18 protein-coding genes are annotated in these 16,646 nt (G+C 36.4%); 5 read left to right on the top strand and 13 right to left on the bottom strand.

What is annotated here, in order from left to right:
• Positions 1 to 21: 21 nt before the first annotated feature.
• Positions 22 to 456 (top strand): MarR family winged helix-turn-helix transcriptional regulator, encoded by a 435-nt coding sequence (locus tag G9C87_RS01995; RefSeq protein ID WP_172277597.1) that lies wholly within the window; start codon positions 22 to 24, stop codon positions 454 to 456.
• 35 nt (positions 457 to 491) lie between these two features.
• Here the strand turns inward: G9C87_RS01995 and G9C87_RS01990 are convergent, their stop codons facing one another.
• The 9 genes from G9C87_RS01990 to G9C87_RS01950 form a co-directional block, all read right to left on the bottom strand.
• Positions 492 to 1,109, bottom strand: a complete 618-nt coding sequence (locus G9C87_RS01990) for a peptide deformylase (RefSeq protein ID WP_172277594.1) — start codon at positions 1,107 to 1,109, stop codon at positions 492 to 494.
• A 249-nt stretch (positions 1,110 to 1,358) separates the two neighbouring features.
• Positions 1,359 to 2,231 carry a ChaN family lipoprotein gene (locus tag G9C87_RS01985; protein ID WP_172277591.1) on the bottom strand — a complete coding sequence of 291 codons (873 nt, stop codon included), beginning with the start codon at positions 2,229 to 2,231 and terminating at the stop codon, positions 1,359 to 1,361.
• Positions 2,232 to 2,425: 194 nt separating this feature from the next.
• Positions 2,426 to 3,454, bottom strand: coding sequence for a hemin-degrading factor (locus G9C87_RS01980; protein WP_172277588.1), 1,029 nt, complete (start codon positions 3,452 to 3,454; stop codon positions 2,426 to 2,428).
• A 5-nt stretch (positions 3,455 to 3,459) separates the two neighbouring features.
• On the bottom strand, positions 3,460 to 4,110 hold the full coding sequence (locus G9C87_RS01975; protein ID WP_172277585.1) for a class I SAM-dependent methyltransferase: 651 nt from the start codon (positions 4,108 to 4,110) through the stop codon (positions 3,460 to 3,462).
• A gap of 2 nt (positions 4,111 to 4,112) precedes the next feature.
• Positions 4,113 to 4,886, bottom strand: a complete 774-nt coding sequence (locus G9C87_RS01970; RefSeq protein ID WP_172277582.1) for a heme ABC transporter ATP-binding protein — start codon at positions 4,884 to 4,886, stop codon at positions 4,113 to 4,115.
• Positions 4,886 to 5,926 (bottom strand): FecCD family ABC transporter permease, encoded by a 1,041-nt coding sequence (locus G9C87_RS01965; protein WP_172277579.1) that lies wholly within the window; start codon positions 5,924 to 5,926, stop codon positions 4,886 to 4,888. Before G9C87_RS01965 ends, G9C87_RS01970 begins: the two co-directional genes overlap by 1 nt.
• Positions 5,910 to 6,791: a hemin ABC transporter substrate-binding protein gene (locus tag G9C87_RS01960; protein WP_172277577.1), complete on the bottom strand. Its 882-nt coding sequence runs from the start codon at positions 6,789 to 6,791 to the stop codon at positions 5,910 to 5,912. The genes G9C87_RS01965 and G9C87_RS01960 overlap by 17 nt, the downstream gene beginning before the upstream one ends.
• Before the next feature lie 21 nt (positions 6,792 to 6,812).
• Positions 6,813 to 7,925, bottom strand: a complete 1,113-nt coding sequence (locus G9C87_RS01955) for an HmuY family protein (RefSeq protein WP_172277574.1) — start codon at positions 7,923 to 7,925, stop codon at positions 6,813 to 6,815.
• Between the two features lie 12 nt (positions 7,926 to 7,937).
• On the bottom strand, positions 7,938 to 10,040 hold the full coding sequence (locus G9C87_RS01950) for a TonB-dependent receptor plug domain-containing protein (RefSeq protein WP_172277571.1): 2,103 nt from the start codon (positions 10,038 to 10,040) through the stop codon (positions 7,938 to 7,940).
• Between the two features lie 93 nt (positions 10,041 to 10,133).
• Here G9C87_RS01950 and G9C87_RS01945 point away from each other — a divergent pair, with 93 nt between their 5' ends.
• Positions 10,134 to 10,937 carry a T9SS-dependent choice-of-anchor J family protein gene (locus G9C87_RS01945; protein ID WP_172277569.1) on the top strand — a complete coding sequence of 268 codons (804 nt, stop codon included), beginning with the start codon at positions 10,134 to 10,136 and terminating at the stop codon, positions 10,935 to 10,937.
• Between the two features lie 208 nt (positions 10,938 to 11,145).
• A complete protein-coding gene (locus G9C87_RS01940; protein WP_172277566.1) occupies positions 11,146 to 12,417 on the top strand; it encodes a T9SS type A sorting domain-containing protein in 1,272 nt (423 codons plus the stop codon).
• An 81-nt stretch (positions 12,418 to 12,498) separates the two neighbouring features.
• On the opposite strand, the gene G9C87_RS01935 is transcribed toward G9C87_RS01940, so the two are convergent.
• The 3 genes from G9C87_RS01935 to G9C87_RS01925 form a co-directional block, all read right to left on the bottom strand.
• Positions 12,499 to 12,789, bottom strand: a complete 291-nt coding sequence (locus G9C87_RS01935) for a putative quinol monooxygenase (RefSeq protein ID WP_172277563.1) — start codon at positions 12,787 to 12,789, stop codon at positions 12,499 to 12,501.
• 83 nt (positions 12,790 to 12,872) lie between these two features.
• Positions 12,873 to 13,760 carry a sulfite exporter TauE/SafE family protein gene (locus tag G9C87_RS01930; protein ID WP_172277560.1) on the bottom strand — a complete coding sequence of 296 codons (888 nt, stop codon included), beginning with the start codon at positions 13,758 to 13,760 and terminating at the stop codon, positions 12,873 to 12,875.
• A 206-nt stretch (positions 13,761 to 13,966) separates the two neighbouring features.
• A complete protein-coding gene (locus G9C87_RS01925; protein WP_172277557.1) occupies positions 13,967 to 14,374 on the bottom strand; it encodes an RrF2 family transcriptional regulator in 408 nt (135 codons plus the stop codon).
• 310 nt (positions 14,375 to 14,684) lie between these two features.
• Between G9C87_RS01925 and G9C87_RS01920 the strand changes: the two genes are divergently transcribed.
• Positions 14,685 to 15,113, top strand: coding sequence for a DUF4268 domain-containing protein (locus tag G9C87_RS01920; RefSeq protein WP_172277554.1), 429 nt, complete (start codon positions 14,685 to 14,687; stop codon positions 15,111 to 15,113).
• A gap of 171 nt (positions 15,114 to 15,284) precedes the next feature.
• Here G9C87_RS01920 and G9C87_RS01915 read toward each other — a convergent pair whose 3' ends face one another.
• Positions 15,285 to 15,821 carry a thermonuclease family protein gene (locus tag G9C87_RS01915; protein WP_172277551.1) on the bottom strand — a complete coding sequence of 179 codons (537 nt, stop codon included), beginning with the start codon at positions 15,819 to 15,821 and terminating at the stop codon, positions 15,285 to 15,287.
• 212 nt (positions 15,822 to 16,033) lie between these two features.
• Here G9C87_RS01915 and G9C87_RS01910 point away from each other — a divergent pair, with 212 nt between their 5' ends.
• Complete coding sequence (locus tag G9C87_RS01910) at positions 16,034 to 16,603, top strand: Crp/Fnr family transcriptional regulator (protein ID WP_172277549.1); 570 nt, start codon at positions 16,034 to 16,036, stop codon at positions 16,601 to 16,603.
• The last annotated feature ends 43 nt before the right edge of the window (positions 16,604 to 16,646 follow it).

Genomic DNA, 16,646 nt, shown 5'->3' with positions numbered 1-16,646 from the left:
CCCAATTCATATTCTATTGTTATGGAAAATTCGGAAAACCTAAAACTGGAAAATCAGATCTGCTTTCCTTTATATGCAATCGCAAAGGAGATCACAGGTTTGTACCGTCCTTTTCTTGATGAACTGGATATTACCTATCCTCAATATCTCGTGATGATGGTATTGTGGGAACAGGATGGCCTGCCAGTTACTCAGATCGGTGACAAACTCCTGCTGGATAGTGGTACATTAACGCCTTTACTCAAAAGATTAGAAGGCAAAGGCTTTATTTCGAGAAACCGTAAAAAAGAAGATGAAAGAGTGGTACAGGTATTTCTGACTGAACAGGGGAAAAATTTAAAGGAAAATGCGTGTGGTGTCCCTGAAAAGATTATGAAAAAGATCAATGTTCAACCTGAAGACCTGTTGCAACTTAAAAATTCCATCAATATTATTTTAAGTAAAATTGAAAAATAAAAAAACCGGCAGCCAATTTTTGGCTGCCGGTTTTTTTATTTAACTTTCTGAAAAGCATCTATTTTCAGATAAGCATCATTTTTTTCTTTTTCTTTTTTATCAGAAATCAAAATTCCAAAAAGGTGGTCTATCTCATGCTGAAAAATAACGGCTGTAAAACCTTCTACAATCTCAGAGTATTTCTGACCTTTCAAATCAACATATTCCAGTTGTATAACTTTGCTCCTGTAAAACTGATCCCTGAATTCAGGAATGGACAGATCTCCTTCGGGCCCCAGGTTTTGAAGCTCGGATCTCCAGATGATCACAGGATTTATAAAATACTCTAAAGGATTATCCTTTTTATCAAAACGCTGAACCCAGATTATTTTCCTGTTAATACCCACCTGCGGAGCTGCTATTCCTACTCCTCCATCGGTAGAAAGAAGAGATTCCTTCATCCTTTTAACCAGTATCGCCGTATTAGGATCAACAGGATCAGCCTCACTGGAAATACTCAGTAATGTTTTGTGCTGATCAGCATTTGTTGTCTGATAAATCGGAAGCGGAGAACCAATATCTCCCTGATTAATTATTGTAATTTCATTTGAGGTCAGCTTTTGCGCATTAGCCAGGCTAACGAAGCAAAGCAGCAGGAAAGATAATTTTTTCATTTTTTAATTATTAATGTATTCATGTATTGATGTAAAATGTATTCATGATTATCTAAGCTGCCTTTTTTATTGTTGTCATTTCGAATGAAATAAAGTGTAATGAGAAATCTTTTTAAATAATTATATTAATGTAATATTAAATTACATATTCCTCCTGCATTTATTAAAAGAATACAATTTCTCAGCTGACCTCCAAAATCATTATACATGAATACTTTTTACATTGTACAACCTTTTTAACATTCAAAATTAAAAAGTTTTCGTCATATCGGCTGGAATAATCAAATTAAAATCTGTTGGGATATAGTCTTTCCCGGGAACTTTCAATTCAGGATCGTCCGATTCAAAAACTGAGATCACCGCCATTTTAAGATTGGGGTTCTTTTGTTTAACATACCAATAGGTTCCACCGAATTCCTTGCTATGATAATTACCATTATAATGGATAAAAGTTTTACCGGGCTGGATATTTTTGAGGATGGATTCTGCCATCGTAGCATCTTTGGTTGCCTGAGCTGAAATGAAGTTCATTACTTTTGTTCCTTCTGCATGGTCTCCCATCATTTTTTTCATTTCAGGATATCCTGGTGTGTCTAAACTCACTTTGATAGGCAACTGGGCAATGTATGTTTTTTCTTTGGCAGACAATCTATTCAAAGATTCCAGACCTTCTTTTGCCGTCTGGGAAGCGTACCTTCTGGGAATATTTGTTGCAATGAAACCTAGCTTTTTTTCTTTAGCAAAGTCAACCAGCGGCTTATAGTCCGTTGCATAATTATTCCACAAGCGTGCAGAGTCCTTTAGTGTTTTGGCATCGAATTTCCCATTTAAATAATCATTTAACTGAGCTTGATTATCTCTCTCGAACATTTCCGCTCCTAAAATAATCTGTCCGTTTTTCTTCTGGTATAATGCTTCGGTCACTTTCAGCTGAAGCCAATGATTGATGGAGCTGTTGTGATTCTCACCAAAAAAAATAACATCATAACTGGCAAGTTCTTTCACCAAACGCTCTGTTTCTATTTCTTTTCCTTCTTTATCATAAAACCGATAAGCTCTGAAATTTTGGGCATTTAATGCACAAAACATAATCAGTAATATTGATACGAAAATATTTTTCATTGTAATTATTTTTGGTTAAGGGTGAAAGGACTTAAAGGCTAGATCGGTGAACTATTTAATCGCAAATGAGCCTTTTTACTATCATCTTTTTGCCTTTCAATCCTTTTGCAATTTAGTCTTTTTGCGATGTAACACCTAAAAAAAGACCGCTCTGATCTTAAAAACAAAACGGTCCAAATCAAATCATCTAACTATTACTTTTCTAATTCTGCTACAAGGTCTTTCCACTCTTGCAGTTCAGGAATTCCAGGTTTTCTTTTTCCAAAAAACTGAACGATAAAATCACCTTCCTTATTGAAAATTTCAATAGCCGTTACTTCACCGTCTTCAGTTGGCTTTTTTACGATCCACGCTTCTTCAATCTTGGTAACATCCAGATGCAGGTTAAAATCAGGATCCATTACGTTGAACCACTGCTGGTGCCAAAGCGTCTTTTTCACATGACCGGTATGGATCTGAATAATTCCTCTGTTTCCAACGAAAACCATAATCGGAACATTCTTCTCGGAAGCATCCTCCATGACGTTTACCACTTTAGCATTATCTATTTTCTTCGCATAACCTTCCGGAGCCAGTCTTAGAGCCTGAGTTCTGCTCACTCCGAATTTTCTTGTCATCATGAAAAAATCATGAGTATCTTTCAATTCAACCCATGCTTTTTTGAAAGCTTCGGCATCAATTTCAGAATCCGGTTTTTCTGCCGGTTTCGGAGCAATAGCTTCGAAAGAGAACACACCGTTCTGATCTTCGGCCTTATATTTTTCAACGATTGCATCAAAAGCCTTTTCGTTGCTATCTTTTGTCAGGTAGATCTTGTGAAGAGCTAATCCATCTTTTCCGAAAAACTGAAGGCTTTTTTTATCTCCTTCCACAACTGCAAAAGCAAACTTCCAGGAGTTCAGGAAGATCCTGAGATCAATATCTTCTCCCACGAAAAGCTGTGCATGAGGGCTGCTGAAGTCACCGTTCTGGTAAATTCCTTTTCTCTCGTGTACACATTCGTCATTACGGGTAAGAGCCATCACCTTACCCAATTGCTCAACATCAGTTAAAATATTTTGAAATTCCGGTTTCAGAACGGTTACCCCTTCACCGATATTAGTTACTAATAAATCAGCTTCGCTTACACCTAACTGTAAAGCCGCATTTCTTATTCTTAAATGTGGATTTTCTTCTTTTAGAGCGTCCCACTTTTCTCTTAATTCGTTAACTAATGTGCTCATTTTATTTATTTTTTTATGGTTAAAACTGTATAAATTCTATGTATGGTTTCAGCTCCGGATTTACTTGGGATATCCTCCTCTTTCTCCGAAATTTTCATTCTTTTGAAATGGCTCCTTGAGATAAGTTCTTCCATTTCATTATTGCTGTACATGGTAAAGTTGTATTCTGTAAACGGTAGGGTTTCCATGAATCTTCGCTGCCCGAAGGTGAGTACGAAAGTCCCGTCATCCTTCAAAACCCTGTAAATTTCATTCAGGAATGCCACCGGCTCTTCCCAGAAATAAACCGTATTAACAGTGAAAACCTTATCAAAAACCCTATCTTCAAAAGGGAGCTTTTGTCCCTCGTACAATATAAAATCTGCCTGACCTTCAAAGTCTTTATTCATTTTCCGGGCCTCATTATACATTGTTTCGGAAATGTCAATCCCTGTATATTTCAGATTTTGAGCTCTACTCAGGATATTTTTCAGATGCCCCGCATTTCCGTGTCCTATTTCAAGGATAGATTCATTATCTTCTATCAAAAGTGTTTTGATGCTTTCCAAAGTCATGCTGATATTGGTTGCATTCATCATCTCGCCTATCTCAATGCCTTTTTCTCCCTGAGGATTGGCTAAGTTTTGAGCGAGTATTTTAAGTTCATCTTTTTCCATGGTTATCCAAAAATGATCATTGGGTTATTAGTAATAGGATGCTCGCAGATGGTACAGGGAAAGTTGTATGCCTTAGTTATATTTTCGGCAGTAAAAACTTCCTGTGGTGTTCCATAAGCTGAAACCCTTCCCGATTTCATGAGTAATATCTTATCGGCGTATTGAGCCGCCAGATTTAAATCATGTAAAACCACAACAGCACTGTTTGCTTGTTTTGTAAAACTTTTCATGATCTCCAATGCCTTGTATTGATGTTTAACATCAAGGTTATTGAGTGGTTCATCAAGGAACAGTAGTTTGTGGGCAATATCATTCTGTAGTTGTGCCAGCACCCGTGAAAGATGTACTCTCTGCTTTTCCCCACCGGACAGGGTATTGTATTCACGGTCTTTCAGATGAAAAACATCTGTTTCATACATCATATTGTTCATGGCTTCCAGATCCTCTTTTCTCGGCTGCGCATCAAAATAGGGATAACGCCCCATCATGACAACATCTTTTACTTCCAAAGGAATATCATTGCTGTTGTGCTGGGAGAATTTAGCCTTATGCCTGGAAAGCTCAACTACATTCCACTCGTTAACAGGTTTGTTTTTAAACAAAACTTTTTGCTTTCCGGATTTCACCTCGTTGGCCAGAACACTTAATAGACTTGATTTTCCAGCTCCATTGGGTCCTACAATAGCTAAAAACTCACCATATTCCAATGATACGTCCACTCCATCCAGAATATGAAATTCTTTGTGTTTATAGCTGATCTGATGCGCCTTTATCATTAGAGTGATTTTTTAAATTTAATTAAAATGGCTATAAAAATCGGCCCTCCCATTAATGCCGTGAGGATACCGATTGGCAATTCCGAAGGCTCCACAATACTTCTGCTGAATGTATCGCCGGTCAACAGCAAAATACTTCCGCAAACAGCAGACAACGGTAATATAAAAGTATAATCCGATTTGAACAAAAGCCTTAAAATATAAGGTACAATAAGACCTACAAAACCAATCGTTCCCGAAAATGCCACCGAAGTTCCCACCATTAATGCTACGACAATAATGATTTCTTTTTTAAGTTTTTCTACATTGATCCCTAAGTGCTGTGCATCTTTTTCACCCAACATCATGGCATTCAATGCTTTTCCTTTTGGGATTAAAACAATATATGAGATAATCAAAACAATAACTAAAACAATATTTTTTGTCCAGGTGGCTGCAGCCAAGCTCCCAAGATTCCAGAAAGTAAGATCTCTCAATTGTTCATCTTTTGAAATGTAGATCAGAAACCCGGTAATTGAAAAGCCAATTGCCGTAATAGCTACACCGGTTAGCAACATCATTACCACGTTTGTTTTACCTCCGCTGGTAGAAATCCTGTATACCAGCATCATGGATAGAAAAGCCCCGATAAAAGCAGAAATACCCACCAGTGAAAATTGTACTACCTCAGGAAGATACTGTTTGAAATGTCCTCCTAAAACAATAGCAATGGCTGCAAGTAATGTTGCTCCCGAGGTAAGTCCTATTAGATCCCCAGTCGCCAAAGGATTCTTAAAAAGTCCTTGCAATCCTGTTCCGGACACCGCCAGCATGCTTCCAATTAAGATTGCCATAACGATTCTCGCAGCACGGACATCCCATATCACGTATGTATCGCTAGGCGATATATTTCCATTTCCTTTTACAACCTCCCACAAAACTTTATACGGAGAAGCTCCGTTAAAATTATAAACTCCTGTACTAAGCGACCATACCGCTATGATAGCAAGCAGTATGGTACTTATAGATAGATAAAAGTATAGTTTACTTTGTGTTTTCAATTAATAACTTATTTAATCCTACTGCAGCCTCTCCTAATCTTGGTCCGAATCCTGAAACAAGTCCTCCGTCCATAGCAATGATCTTTTTATTCTTGCCGGCATTTGTTTGAGAAACACCTGGCATTTTAAGCGCTCCTTCGTTTCCTCCTGCACCCTGTAAGCCTGATGAGAAAAAGAATAACACATCCGGATTCGCTTTTACTACAGCCTCAGGGGTCAGCGGTTTGAAATCTTCAAATTCCGTAACTGCATTTTGTCCGCCTGCAAGACCGATCAAAGCATCCATTGGTGTCTTTGTACCGGAAACCATCAGCATATTTCCTCTTGCATAAATAAACAGTACTTTAGGTTTTTTAGCAATCGGTTGAACCTGTTTCAGATCCGCATCGATTTTATCATTCAGTTTCTGGTAATCTGTGTTGCCAATAGCTTTTGCTACCTGCTCAATTAATTTTTTAGTTCCTTCCACTGAATATTCCTGTTTGAAGATTTCAGTTTTTATCCCTGAAGACTTTATTTTTCCTAATAGCTCAGGGTTTATATCTTTATCAGACGCTAAAATTAATGTAGGATTTACGGCCATAATCGGCTCAATGGTCATTGATCTTACATGTCCCAGATCTTTAGCTGTTGCTTTTAAAGTTTCAGGATAGGTACTGGTAACATCAGTTCCTACAATTTCTTTTTCATGACCTAAAGCACTCACTATTTCTGTGATGCCTCCATTTAAGGTCACAATTTTATTATTTGTTTTCGGCGTTTGTGAGGCATTTGTTTCTGCTGTATTTTCCTGTTTTGCGCTTTCGGCTTTTTTGCAGGAAGCTACTGCTAGAAGGATTGATGCTACTAAAATTATCTTTTTCATGATATATTATTTATTGATTTATTATAAAGGTTCAAATTCAAAACTGGCATGCCCCCGATTTCCCTGAGGATCTTTCATTTTATTAAATCTAAGCTTGAAGTAAAAGCCCTCAGCATCTTTTAATACAAAGAAACGGTCAGCGTACACGAATGCCCCCGGCACTTCGCTTGTTCCGGTAGTCGTTCTCCATTTATCCCCAATTGCTCTTTGATCAGTAGATACAAGCTTCGCCTGATCTACATTGCTTAACTTAAATGAGTTATAGGCCTGATCCAGGTTTCCGGAAGCCGTTACCTGATACGCACTCACTCCACTGGCCGTATTGGTGATTATGAAATCAGCATAAAAATAGCTTCCTGCACTATTTCCCGGGCCCATAAAAACTTCATTAGTAAATGTGGTAAAGGCTAAATCCCAATTCTTTTTCTTTGGCTGGATTGTAGCCGGAGCACCCGTTTTAAGATTGAAGAAATTAAAATTGTATTCTGTATCTTTTGTTATCATATACTCCTGGTAGGTAGTTGCATTGATGTCGGCATATCTTAGTTTATATCCGTTAGGAGCTCTTAAAATCTGAATTTTTTTCCATCCTCTGGGATCGGATGATAATGAAACAGATCCTGCAGCAATATTAGAGTTTGGATCTGCTAAATTTCGTCCCAGGTTAACCAAATAAACAGGATTGTCAGCATCGTTCTCTTTGATAGGCTCTATCGCTGAAGACTGGTTTAAAAAATTACCATCAGGATTATCCACATACTTCATATTAGCAGCATCAAATGTACCTACCTGAACTTTTTCTTTCAGATCGGCTACATCAGATTCTTTTACTGTATTGATGTTTGTAGTATTAGGAATTTTAGCAACAGCCATTGCGATCGACCCATTTAAAATTACCCTATATTCATCTCCTGTATAAAATCCAAGATCCCAGTCTGTCCTTTTATTGATCGTATGATTTTTTGCATCACTTAAGTCGATCCAAACCTGATTGGCTTCTGTGGGTCCGCCTACATCGGCGCTTACTTCAGAACCTGCCATCTTGGGAACCTGAACAGGATCTTCATCAGCTGAAAGACAAGACTGTACAGCAGCAATAATGAATAGAAATGAAAATATCTTTAAATACTTCATGATATATTTTTTTTAGAATTGATACATTAATCTTGCGAAATAGCTTCTTCCATAGTACAAATTCAAACGATCAGATCCTGCAGTATGTGCATTTCCTCCGTTTGCAGTGGAATTAATGGTAGTAACATCAAAAATGTTTTTAACTCCTGCAGAAAGCTCAAGCTGGTTTTTCCAGAATGGCTGGCTTACAATAAAATCCATCATGTGGAATCCATCATTTTTCCCTAAGCGGAATGCATTGCCTTCTAATACATACAGCCTTGACGGCCCCGTATACTTATAATAAAGATTAAAAGCAGTTCCTGCATTTTTTAGTTTATAGGAAACATTAGCTCCTGTCTGAAAATTATACTGAAAGTCCGTTGGGGAGGCAATATCCATATCTTGTTTTGACACAGAAATACCATTTAAGGAAGTCCTTACTCCTAAAGTAAACTGGTCTTTGACAATATTGGCATTGGCGCCAAACAAAAGGCTTCTGTAGGTATCTATGTTCATGTACTTATAAGTGGACGGTCTTTTAATCATAACCATTTCAATTTTATCTTTCAGATCAACGTACAGAGCTTCCAGATTATAATTGAATTTCCATCCATCTCCTATGGTGAAGCCCTGATCCCAGAATGCACCAACAGAATATCCTTTTTCAGGAGTAAGATCAGGATTTCCCTGAATGTCGTGATTTACGTTAACGAAATAAGTGAACATTTCATCATAGGTAGGATAGCGATTGGCTGTTCCGAAAATACCTCTTAGATTGGAATTTTCAGATGTTTTCAGCCTTGCAGACACCGAATAGTTGAATTGATTATCAAATTTATTGCTAAGGGATAATCTTGCTCCGGGTCTTACTGAGAATTTATCCGAAACATTCCACTCTGCAGAAATAAAGTTGCCATAGGTAAAAATCTTTCTTCTGATATTTTGCCCGTCAAAATCCCCTGCAATTAATGCAGCATACCCGTTGGTATGGTCTAATTCGTAGCCTAACTGGAAGTCAAATTTCTTGTTATCGAGAAAATTACTGAACATTCCTCTTGAATAAAATACATCGGTCTTGTAATAAGATCTTTCATCATAATGGGTATCTTTAGCTCTGTTGGGTATATCATATACATAATCAAAGTACTTCCGATCCTGATTCTGATAAGAGAAATCTCCCGTGTAGCGGATCTGGCCCAGGCTGGTCTGAATATTCAACTGATGAAGCCAACGCTCTGTATTATATTCTCTGTCTGTACTTGTATAGGTTACACCACCCTGCCCGTCATTAAGTGAAATTCTGTCAACTTTAGGATTATAAAAATTAAATTTTTCGCTTAAGTAAGATATTTTATAGAAAACTGAAGTTTTATTCTTAGTGTACTTGATCAATCCTGTTGCTTCATACTGATCTTTTGGATTCCATTCATAACCCCGTTTATTATCCTGTCCGAAATACTTATATCCTTCACTATTTCCCTGATAGCCCATAAACTGATTATGGTTAAAACTTATATTGGTAAACCAGTGATCGTTAAAGTTGTAACCTACATTCACATTCTGAATATGTCTGCCTTTCCCTCTTTTCCTTAAATCATAGCCATCCCTTACCGTTTCCTCCTGTAGTGCCGCTCTTATGCTTAATTTTTTATGACTGCTTTTTTTAGTGATGATATTAATAACGCCTGCCAGTGCACCATTACCATATTCCACGCCCATGCTTCCTTTTACAACTTCAATCCTCTCAATATTACTTAAACTGATCTTCGTAAGGTCTATATTACTTCCTAAACCCGTATCTCCTACAACCGGAATATTATCTATCAAAATTTTGACATAGCTCCCGCCTAATCCCATGATATTAGCAGTTGAATTTCCGGAATTGGTATCTGGAGTGATTTGTATGTTAAGTGTTTGGTTAAGAACGTCAGCAGCGTTGGTCACCGCCATATTTTTTATTTGTTCAGCATCGATAACTTCAACTTTATAAATCGATTTATTGATCGATTGCTGCATATACTGTCCTGTGATAACAACTTCTTCAATTTTTTTCTGATTAAGAGAATCTTTTTCCTGTGCATTCATCCAAAAGACGATGGATAATGAGAGTATAGAAAGCACCTTCTTCTTCATAGACACAAATTTTCGACAAATATAATGCTTTATTTAGAACAGATAAAAATAATTTATTACTTTTGTCGAATAATTCTAAATAAAAATAATGTTATGAAACTAAAATTACTTTCTGGAGTTTTAATGTTTTCTGCGATTGCCATTAATGCTCAGTTACCAACAATAAATGAGAATTTTGATAATTTCACTTCAGGCAGCACAACTTTCCCCCAAAACGGATGGACTGCTAAACTAGCGCCCAATCCGATGCCCTTTCCCCCAGCGCCGTTAATGATCGTTACAACTGATGCAAACAAAGCTGTTCAGGCTTACTCGGGAAACAATACAAGCGAGCCTTCGTATTTAATTACCCCTCAGATTGTTGCTCCTGCAGGAGATAAATCGTTATCATTTACTACCAGCTTAGTATCTCCTTCGCCTGGTCCGGGCAGTATTCAAATTGGGCTGGCTTCCAATCCAACAGATATGTCTACATTTACACCTGTTGGAAATCCTGTAACATTATCAACCGTAGGTACTAATGTGAATGTGAATGTAAATATTCCTGCATCCGCTTCTACCTACATTGTTTTCAAATTTACACCAACAGCAAGCCATGTGGCGATCCAAATTGATAATGTGGTCTATAATACAACATCAAGTCTGGCTGTATCTGACCCTATCAAATCAAAAGATGCTATCCAATTTGCTGTTAACCCAGAAAACACAGCATTGCAATTTGTAACTAAGAAAGATCTTAAAAATATTGAGGTTTATTCTTCAGCGGGTCAAAAAGTAGCTGAAGGAAAGTTAAATAATCAAAGATTCGATATCAGCACATTACAAACAGGTATCTATTATATTGCTATTGAAACAAAAGACGGCTCAGTCACAAAATCAAAATTCATCAAAAAATAAGATCTATTAGATATTAACCTATGTTTTGTTAAGGCTGGCTTTTTTGAAGTCAGCCTTTTCTGTTACAAAATCCATTAAAGGGTCTACTATCAAGCTAAAGTTTTAAAAAATTAATCTTAAAACACGACAAAAGTCATATTTTTATTTAGAATCATTAAAAATAAATATATACTTTTGTAGAATAATTCTAAATAATTAACAATAAGAGATGAGAACAAAACTACTTTTGACTTCAATGCTTGCACTGGCTGTACATCAAACAGTATTAGCCCAAACAGATGTTAATGGGTATACAACGGTCAATTTAACCACTGGTCCCAACTATCAAAACCGGGTATTCTTTGACTTCAGTACAAATAATATTATTTCGCAACCTGCAGATTCATGGGATATTGCATTTTTTAGAAATTCAAGTATGAGTTTTGGAACAAGAATCAATGACGCCCAAAATATAGAGGTTTACCAGGCCTCTGCAGTACCAGCGGATTGGGACAATATTAATATCGCCAATATAGCATCATGGGGATCTCCATTATATAACCCGGACCAGACGACTTCTCTACAGGAAGGAGCATTTGAGCAAGGTTCAGCTACGTACGGATGGGGAGACTATAACGGAGGAACCCATCATATCGATGGAAAAGTAATTTTTGTTTTAAAATACCTTTCTACCAATACTTATGTAAAATTTATGATTACCGATTACTTTGGTGGTTATACTTTTAAGTATTCTAAATGGAACGGATCATCGTGGGAAGCAACGCAAACCAAAACAATTGCGAACGGAACAGATGATGCCTACTTTAATTACTTTTCATTTACTACAGGAGACAAAGTAGCTAATCTTGAACCACCAAAGGCAAACTGGGATTTGATGTTTACAAGATATTGGACATTCTATATGAATATTATGATGTACAGAATGTCTGGAGTTATTCAGAGTCCTACTACTAAGGTTGCAAAAGTTCAACCGGAAACACAGGAAGTTGCAACTTCAAACATTCCAGTATCCACAGCTTTTTCCTCGAATATTACATCAATCGGCCATTCATGGAAACCAACATCCGGGATTTATAATGATGTTGTTTACTATGTAAAACAAGGTTCGGAATATTACAGAATGTATTTTACTTCTAACGGTGGAGCGTCTACAGGAAATATGTATTTTAAATATAAAAATATCAGCTCAACTTTAGGAATCAAAGAGGTTGGCACCAAAGCTTCCTTTGGATTGTATCCTAATCCTACAACAGCTGATAAAAAAGTGACCGTACTTTTTGATGTAAAAGAAAAGGCAAACAATAAAGGAAGTGTAGAAGTATATGATCTTTCAGGAAAACAGGTCTATAAATCAGAGCTTACCAATCAAACTGGTTTCTATAAGCAAGACCTTAATTTATCTATGCTTCCTTCAGGAACCTATCTTATTAAAATAACTTATGGTGGAAATAGTGAAACCAAAAAGTTAATCGTAAAATAAAAATCTTAAATTTTAATACTTTCTATTTTTTCTAATAAAAGGCTGTCTACAATGGTAAACAGCCTTTTAACATTGGGTTTGTTAGTAGATTTTAAATCCTTTGTATACTTCCGTTGAGCTTTCCATCATTCTGGAAGAATCCGTACGGAAATTGAGAAGATGATCCTGCCCCAGATGATTATTATGGTGTTCTGATGTTTCCCATAATTCTATCAGAAAAAAAGTTCCTTTATTATCCTTATCTTCAATAAGGTCGTACTGCAGGCAGCCTTCTTCTTTTCTTGTTTCTCTTACCAGGGTCTGAAACAATTCTACCGCTTCCATCAAGTAATTTTCATTAAACTTAAAAAGCGCAACAATATGTAAATTCATATGCTATTTATTATGCTGTAAAAGTAAAATATTTTCAAAACTGAAAATCGTTTTGACCCTTTTATTTTTCCACAATAATCGTACTATTTGAAAATGGATTTGTATATGGTTATCAGACTCATTACAATAACCAGACTTCCTATGAATAAAAACATCTTTTTCACCGGTAATCTGGCAGTGAGCATTGCTGAAAACGGTGCGGTTATGATTCCTCCGATCAAAAGACCCAGAATAATATTCCAATGCTGAATTCCAAGGGTAAAAAAGAAGGTTATTGCGGCAGTTATGGTTAAAATAAACTTGGCTACAGTAGAACTTCCTACTGCAAATCTGGGAGTAAAAGCATTCTTAATTAAAGTCCCTGTAACCAAAGGGCCCCATCCTCCCCCTGCAAAAGAATCTATGAACCCTCCGATCAGCCCCAGGCTTGTGAGATTCGTTTTTCTTTTCAGGGCTTTATTTTGTTTAGGCTTAAAAGCGTTGGATAAGATTTGAAAACCAAGATATAAAGTATAAAATGCAATAATGGTTTTGGTAATTTTAGAGTAGTATTCTCCAAGATACGTAAGGGATAATGCACCGATGATGGCTCCTATAACCGCCGGAATAGCTAGTTTTCTAACCAATGTCTTGCTTACATTCTTCAATTTGATATGACTGATGCTTCCCGCAGCAGTTGTAAAGCTTTCAGCAGAATGAATACTTGCACTTACGATATGGGGCGGAATATTAAGAAAGAGCAGTGTTGTTGTACAAATCACACCATAACCCATTCCCATTGATCCGGCAACAATTTCTGCAAAAACCCCCACCAACAACATCCAGTAAAATATATAATTGTCTTTTGCGAGGATATGGGTCAGTTCATCAAGATACCCCATGCTGTACATGGAAAAAACAACAATAACCAATATAGCAACCGTTACCAGTAATACATTCAACCTTACCTGCATTTTTCTTGAGATGACCATTCTATACAAGTATTAGTTTAACAACACTTTCAGGTAAGAACATATTTTTGGTAAGCTGGCCTCTGCATTCCTTCTGCAAAAGCCACATTAGTGTATCTGCACCATTTTTTGAAATCATAGTTTGTTCATTTGGCATCCTGCAAATATCAAACAAAATAATTATCCTACCAAAAAAGTAGACTAACAATTCAAAAAAAAGGACCCGATCAGTCGATCAGATCCATTAATGTTTTTTCTTCTAAAATTTTAAGCGAAGCATCCCGAACCTCAATGAGGACATCGTGCAAACCACAATGATCTTCGTTGCAATCGTCACATTTTTCATAAAAATTAAGACTTACACACGGAAGCATTGCAATAGGACCATTAACCAGGCGAATGATCTTCGCCAGTTTTACATCGGCAGGATTTTCTTTAAAGAAGTATCCACCACCCTTACCTTTCTTGCTATCAAGGATATCAGATTTCTTGAGTTCAAGCAGAATATTTTCCAGAAATTTAAGCGGAATCTTCTTATGTTCCGCAATTTCAGAAATAAGGGTTGGCCCTTCATTTCTTTTTTCTACAAGATATGAAAGTGCCTTAAAAGCATATTGAGATTTTTTTGACAGCATTACAGCAAATTTAAGAAAATAGTTTCATATGTGGTAAGTCGTGAAATTGCTAATTTACCGAATAGCGAAATCATCTAATTGTGAAGCTGTTGGAATAGAAAATAGCAAAATCACTGAGTTGCAAGATCGCTTTTTGATAGCTCTTTTTTTCTTTTATCAAACTCTAAGATTTCAATCTTTACTATATCTTTCTCCAGCCTTAAGACGTTTTTATCGATTAAGTGAATTTACAATTTTACCAATAAGTAACTTTTTTCGTCTTTTCCGCTCTCCCCCCTCCCTTTTCCTCATAATTCATTAAATTTGCGGTATGTTCAGTAAACAAGAAGCACAGCAACTAAAGAAAGAATTTTGGACCGCCTTTGGGAAATCTTTTCCAAGAAAATGGATATTGTACGATACCAAGATCAAAGATTTTTCTTTCAAATTCCATGCGGATAATAAAAAAGCCGAAGTATCTCTGGATATTGAAATGAAGGATGAGATTTTCAGAAATGCATATTATGAAAAGATATGGTCTTTGGAGGACATTCTAAAAGATTATGTGGGAGATTTTAATAAAGATGAGTTTTTTACACTGGAAAACGGAAAAGTTATCAGTAAGATCTGGATTGAAAAGCATCATGTTTCAATTTTCAATAAAAATACGTGGAGCGAAATATTTGAATTTTTTGTCGAAAAAATGGATGGCTTTGAAAGGTTCTACTATGAATATGAAGATTTTATCAAAGACGTGTAAATAATGACCATCATTCTTGAGTATTTATCCGGTTATTTCTTGGAATACTCCATATTCTTGTGGAGATATTCTTTGAACAAATAATTTATGGCGTTATAAAATATCTATATCGAAAGATTAAGAATATTCTTAAACTATTCTGATGAGCAACCCTGACAGCTGATAAAGTATTTACCTTGCTATTTCTCTTAGAGAATTTCCTGATAATTTAGCTTTTGCTTTAAGTTGGGAAGCTTCTCTTTTTTTCTTCCTCCATTCCCATGGAGAAATTGTTTCACTTCCGGACCATAATCCTAATTTAAGACTTCTGGCTTTTGATTCGAGTACTCCAAGATTTTCATTATTAGAGTATTGGTAATACCACCATCCCAATCCTTTTTTTATAATCTCTTCGGACAGGTACTGATCTTTATCGAAATATACTTTGGCAATGATGCGTCCATACCGGTCAGAAGTGGTTTTATAGTATAGGATCTCTTTTCCAAATACCAGATTACTTGTCAGTTGTTTGGCATTTTTTCCAAATGGCTGACCTTTCTCAGGGCAATCTACCTCAGCAAGACGTAATGTGGTCTGGTTATTATTTTTATCAAGAACCAGGATCGTATCACCGTCCTTAATACCGATTACTTTTGCTTTGATTTGCGCCAAAACTAACCCTGAAGTCCCTATCAATAGTACAAAAAACAACTTCCCCAGCCTTTTCATGTATTTTTCTTCTTTAGTATAAACAAAATTCGCGAGGCAATTTTAGCTATTTTAAACATAATATCGCTTACTTTTCTCTGAATATTATCCACAAATTGTTTATTGTTCAGGAAACTCTCCTATAATAATTGTACGGCAAACCATAATAGTTTTAAAAGTATTTTTTGCCAAAAGGCAAATACGGTATCATTTTCTTTAGCTAAATTTCGGACATGAAAGAATTATTCAATTTCGTTTTAAGGTTTGGGAATCTCAATGAACAGCAGATCGAATTTATAAAAAGTAAATCCACCGAACTTCATCTTTCCAGAGATGAATATTTTTCCGAAGCCGGAAAAATTGCCAGACAGGTAGGATTTATCGTTGATGGTATTCTACGGGTCTGCTATTATGATAATAAAGGAGAAGAAATTACCAAATACTTTATCGAGGAAAATAATCTGGTCGTGGATCTGGAAAGTTTTGATAACGAAATTCATTCCAGCACATACGTTCAGGCAGTTACGGATTGTACGATGATCGTTTTTTCACGGAAAGACTGGCTCGAACTGTTGCAGACCATTGTCGGATGGGAAGCTATTGTTCATAAAATTATTTCAAGAGCACTCATCCAGAAGGTAGAAAGAAGAAGCCCTCTGGTTTCAGAAGATGCGACCACCCGTTATCTCAAATTTCTTGAAATCTACCCTACTGTGGTCAACCGGATTCCTCTTTCTTATATTGCCTCATATCTTGGTATCACACAGTCTTCCCTGAGCAGGATAAGAAAAAATATACGCTAAGATCACTTTTTGCCAAATGACAAAAGATCTCATTTTTTAATAC

The organism is Chryseobacterium sp. LAM-KRS1 (assembly GCF_013184525.1).
Lineage (GTDB): Bacteria > Bacteroidota > Bacteroidia > Flavobacteriales > Weeksellaceae > Chryseobacterium > Chryseobacterium proteolyticum.
The sequence above is the reverse complement of the archived record's forward strand: the minus strand, read 5'-3'. Positions and strand labels throughout refer to the sequence as shown.

Bases quoted from the DNA above. Each gene is read 5' to 3' on its own strand.
- G9C87_RS01935 (WP_172277563.1), bottom strand. From the start codon at position 12,789: ATGAATTTACATATTGTTGCGCTTTTTAAGTTTAATGAAAATTACTTG.
- G9C87_RS01920 (WP_172277554.1), top strand. From the start codon at position 14,685: ATGTTCAGTAAACAAGAAGCACAGCAACTAAAGAAAGAATTTTGGACC.
- G9C87_RS01950 (WP_172277571.1), bottom strand. From the start codon at position 10,040: ATGAAGAAGAAGGTGCTTTCTATACTCTCATTATCCATCGTCTTTTGG.
- G9C87_RS01910 (WP_172277549.1), top strand. From the start codon at position 16,034: ATGAAAGAATTATTCAATTTCGTTTTAAGGTTTGGGAATCTCAATGAA.
- G9C87_RS01995 (WP_172277597.1), top strand. From the start codon at position 22: ATGGAAAATTCGGAAAACCTAAAACTGGAAAATCAGATCTGCTTTCCT.
- G9C87_RS01980 (WP_172277588.1), bottom strand. From the start codon at position 3,454: ATGAGCACATTAGTTAACGAATTAAGAGAAAAGTGGGACGCTCTAAAA.
- G9C87_RS01970 (WP_172277582.1), bottom strand. From the start codon at position 4,886: ATGATAAAGGCGCATCAGATCAGCTATAAACACAAAGAATTTCATATT.
- G9C87_RS01930 (WP_172277560.1), bottom strand. From the start codon at position 13,760: ATGGTCATCTCAAGAAAAATGCAGGTAAGGTTGAATGTATTACTGGTA.
- G9C87_RS01975 (WP_172277585.1), bottom strand. From the start codon at position 4,110: ATGGAAAAAGATGAACTTAAAATACTCGCTCAAAACTTAGCCAATCCT.
- G9C87_RS01940 (WP_172277566.1), top strand. From the start codon at position 11,146: ATGAGAACAAAACTACTTTTGACTTCAATGCTTGCACTGGCTGTACAT.
- G9C87_RS01955 (WP_172277574.1), bottom strand. From the start codon at position 7,925: ATGAAGTATTTAAAGATATTTTCATTTCTATTCATTATTGCTGCTGTA.
- G9C87_RS01990 (WP_172277594.1), bottom strand. From the start codon at position 1,109: ATGAAAAAATTATCTTTCCTGCTGCTTTGCTTCGTTAGCCTGGCTAAT.
- G9C87_RS01945 (WP_172277569.1), top strand. From the start codon at position 10,134: ATGAAACTAAAATTACTTTCTGGAGTTTTAATGTTTTCTGCGATTGCC.
- G9C87_RS01960 (WP_172277577.1), bottom strand. From the start codon at position 6,791: ATGAAAAAGATAATTTTAGTAGCATCAATCCTTCTAGCAGTAGCTTCC.
- G9C87_RS01985 (WP_172277591.1), bottom strand. From the start codon at position 2,231: ATGAAAAATATTTTCGTATCAATATTACTGATTATGTTTTGTGCATTA.
- G9C87_RS01915 (WP_172277551.1), bottom strand. From the start codon at position 15,821: ATGAAAAGGCTGGGGAAGTTGTTTTTTGTACTATTGATAGGGACTTCA.
- G9C87_RS01925 (WP_172277557.1), bottom strand. From the start codon at position 14,374: ATGCTGTCAAAAAAATCTCAATATGCTTTTAAGGCACTTTCATATCTT.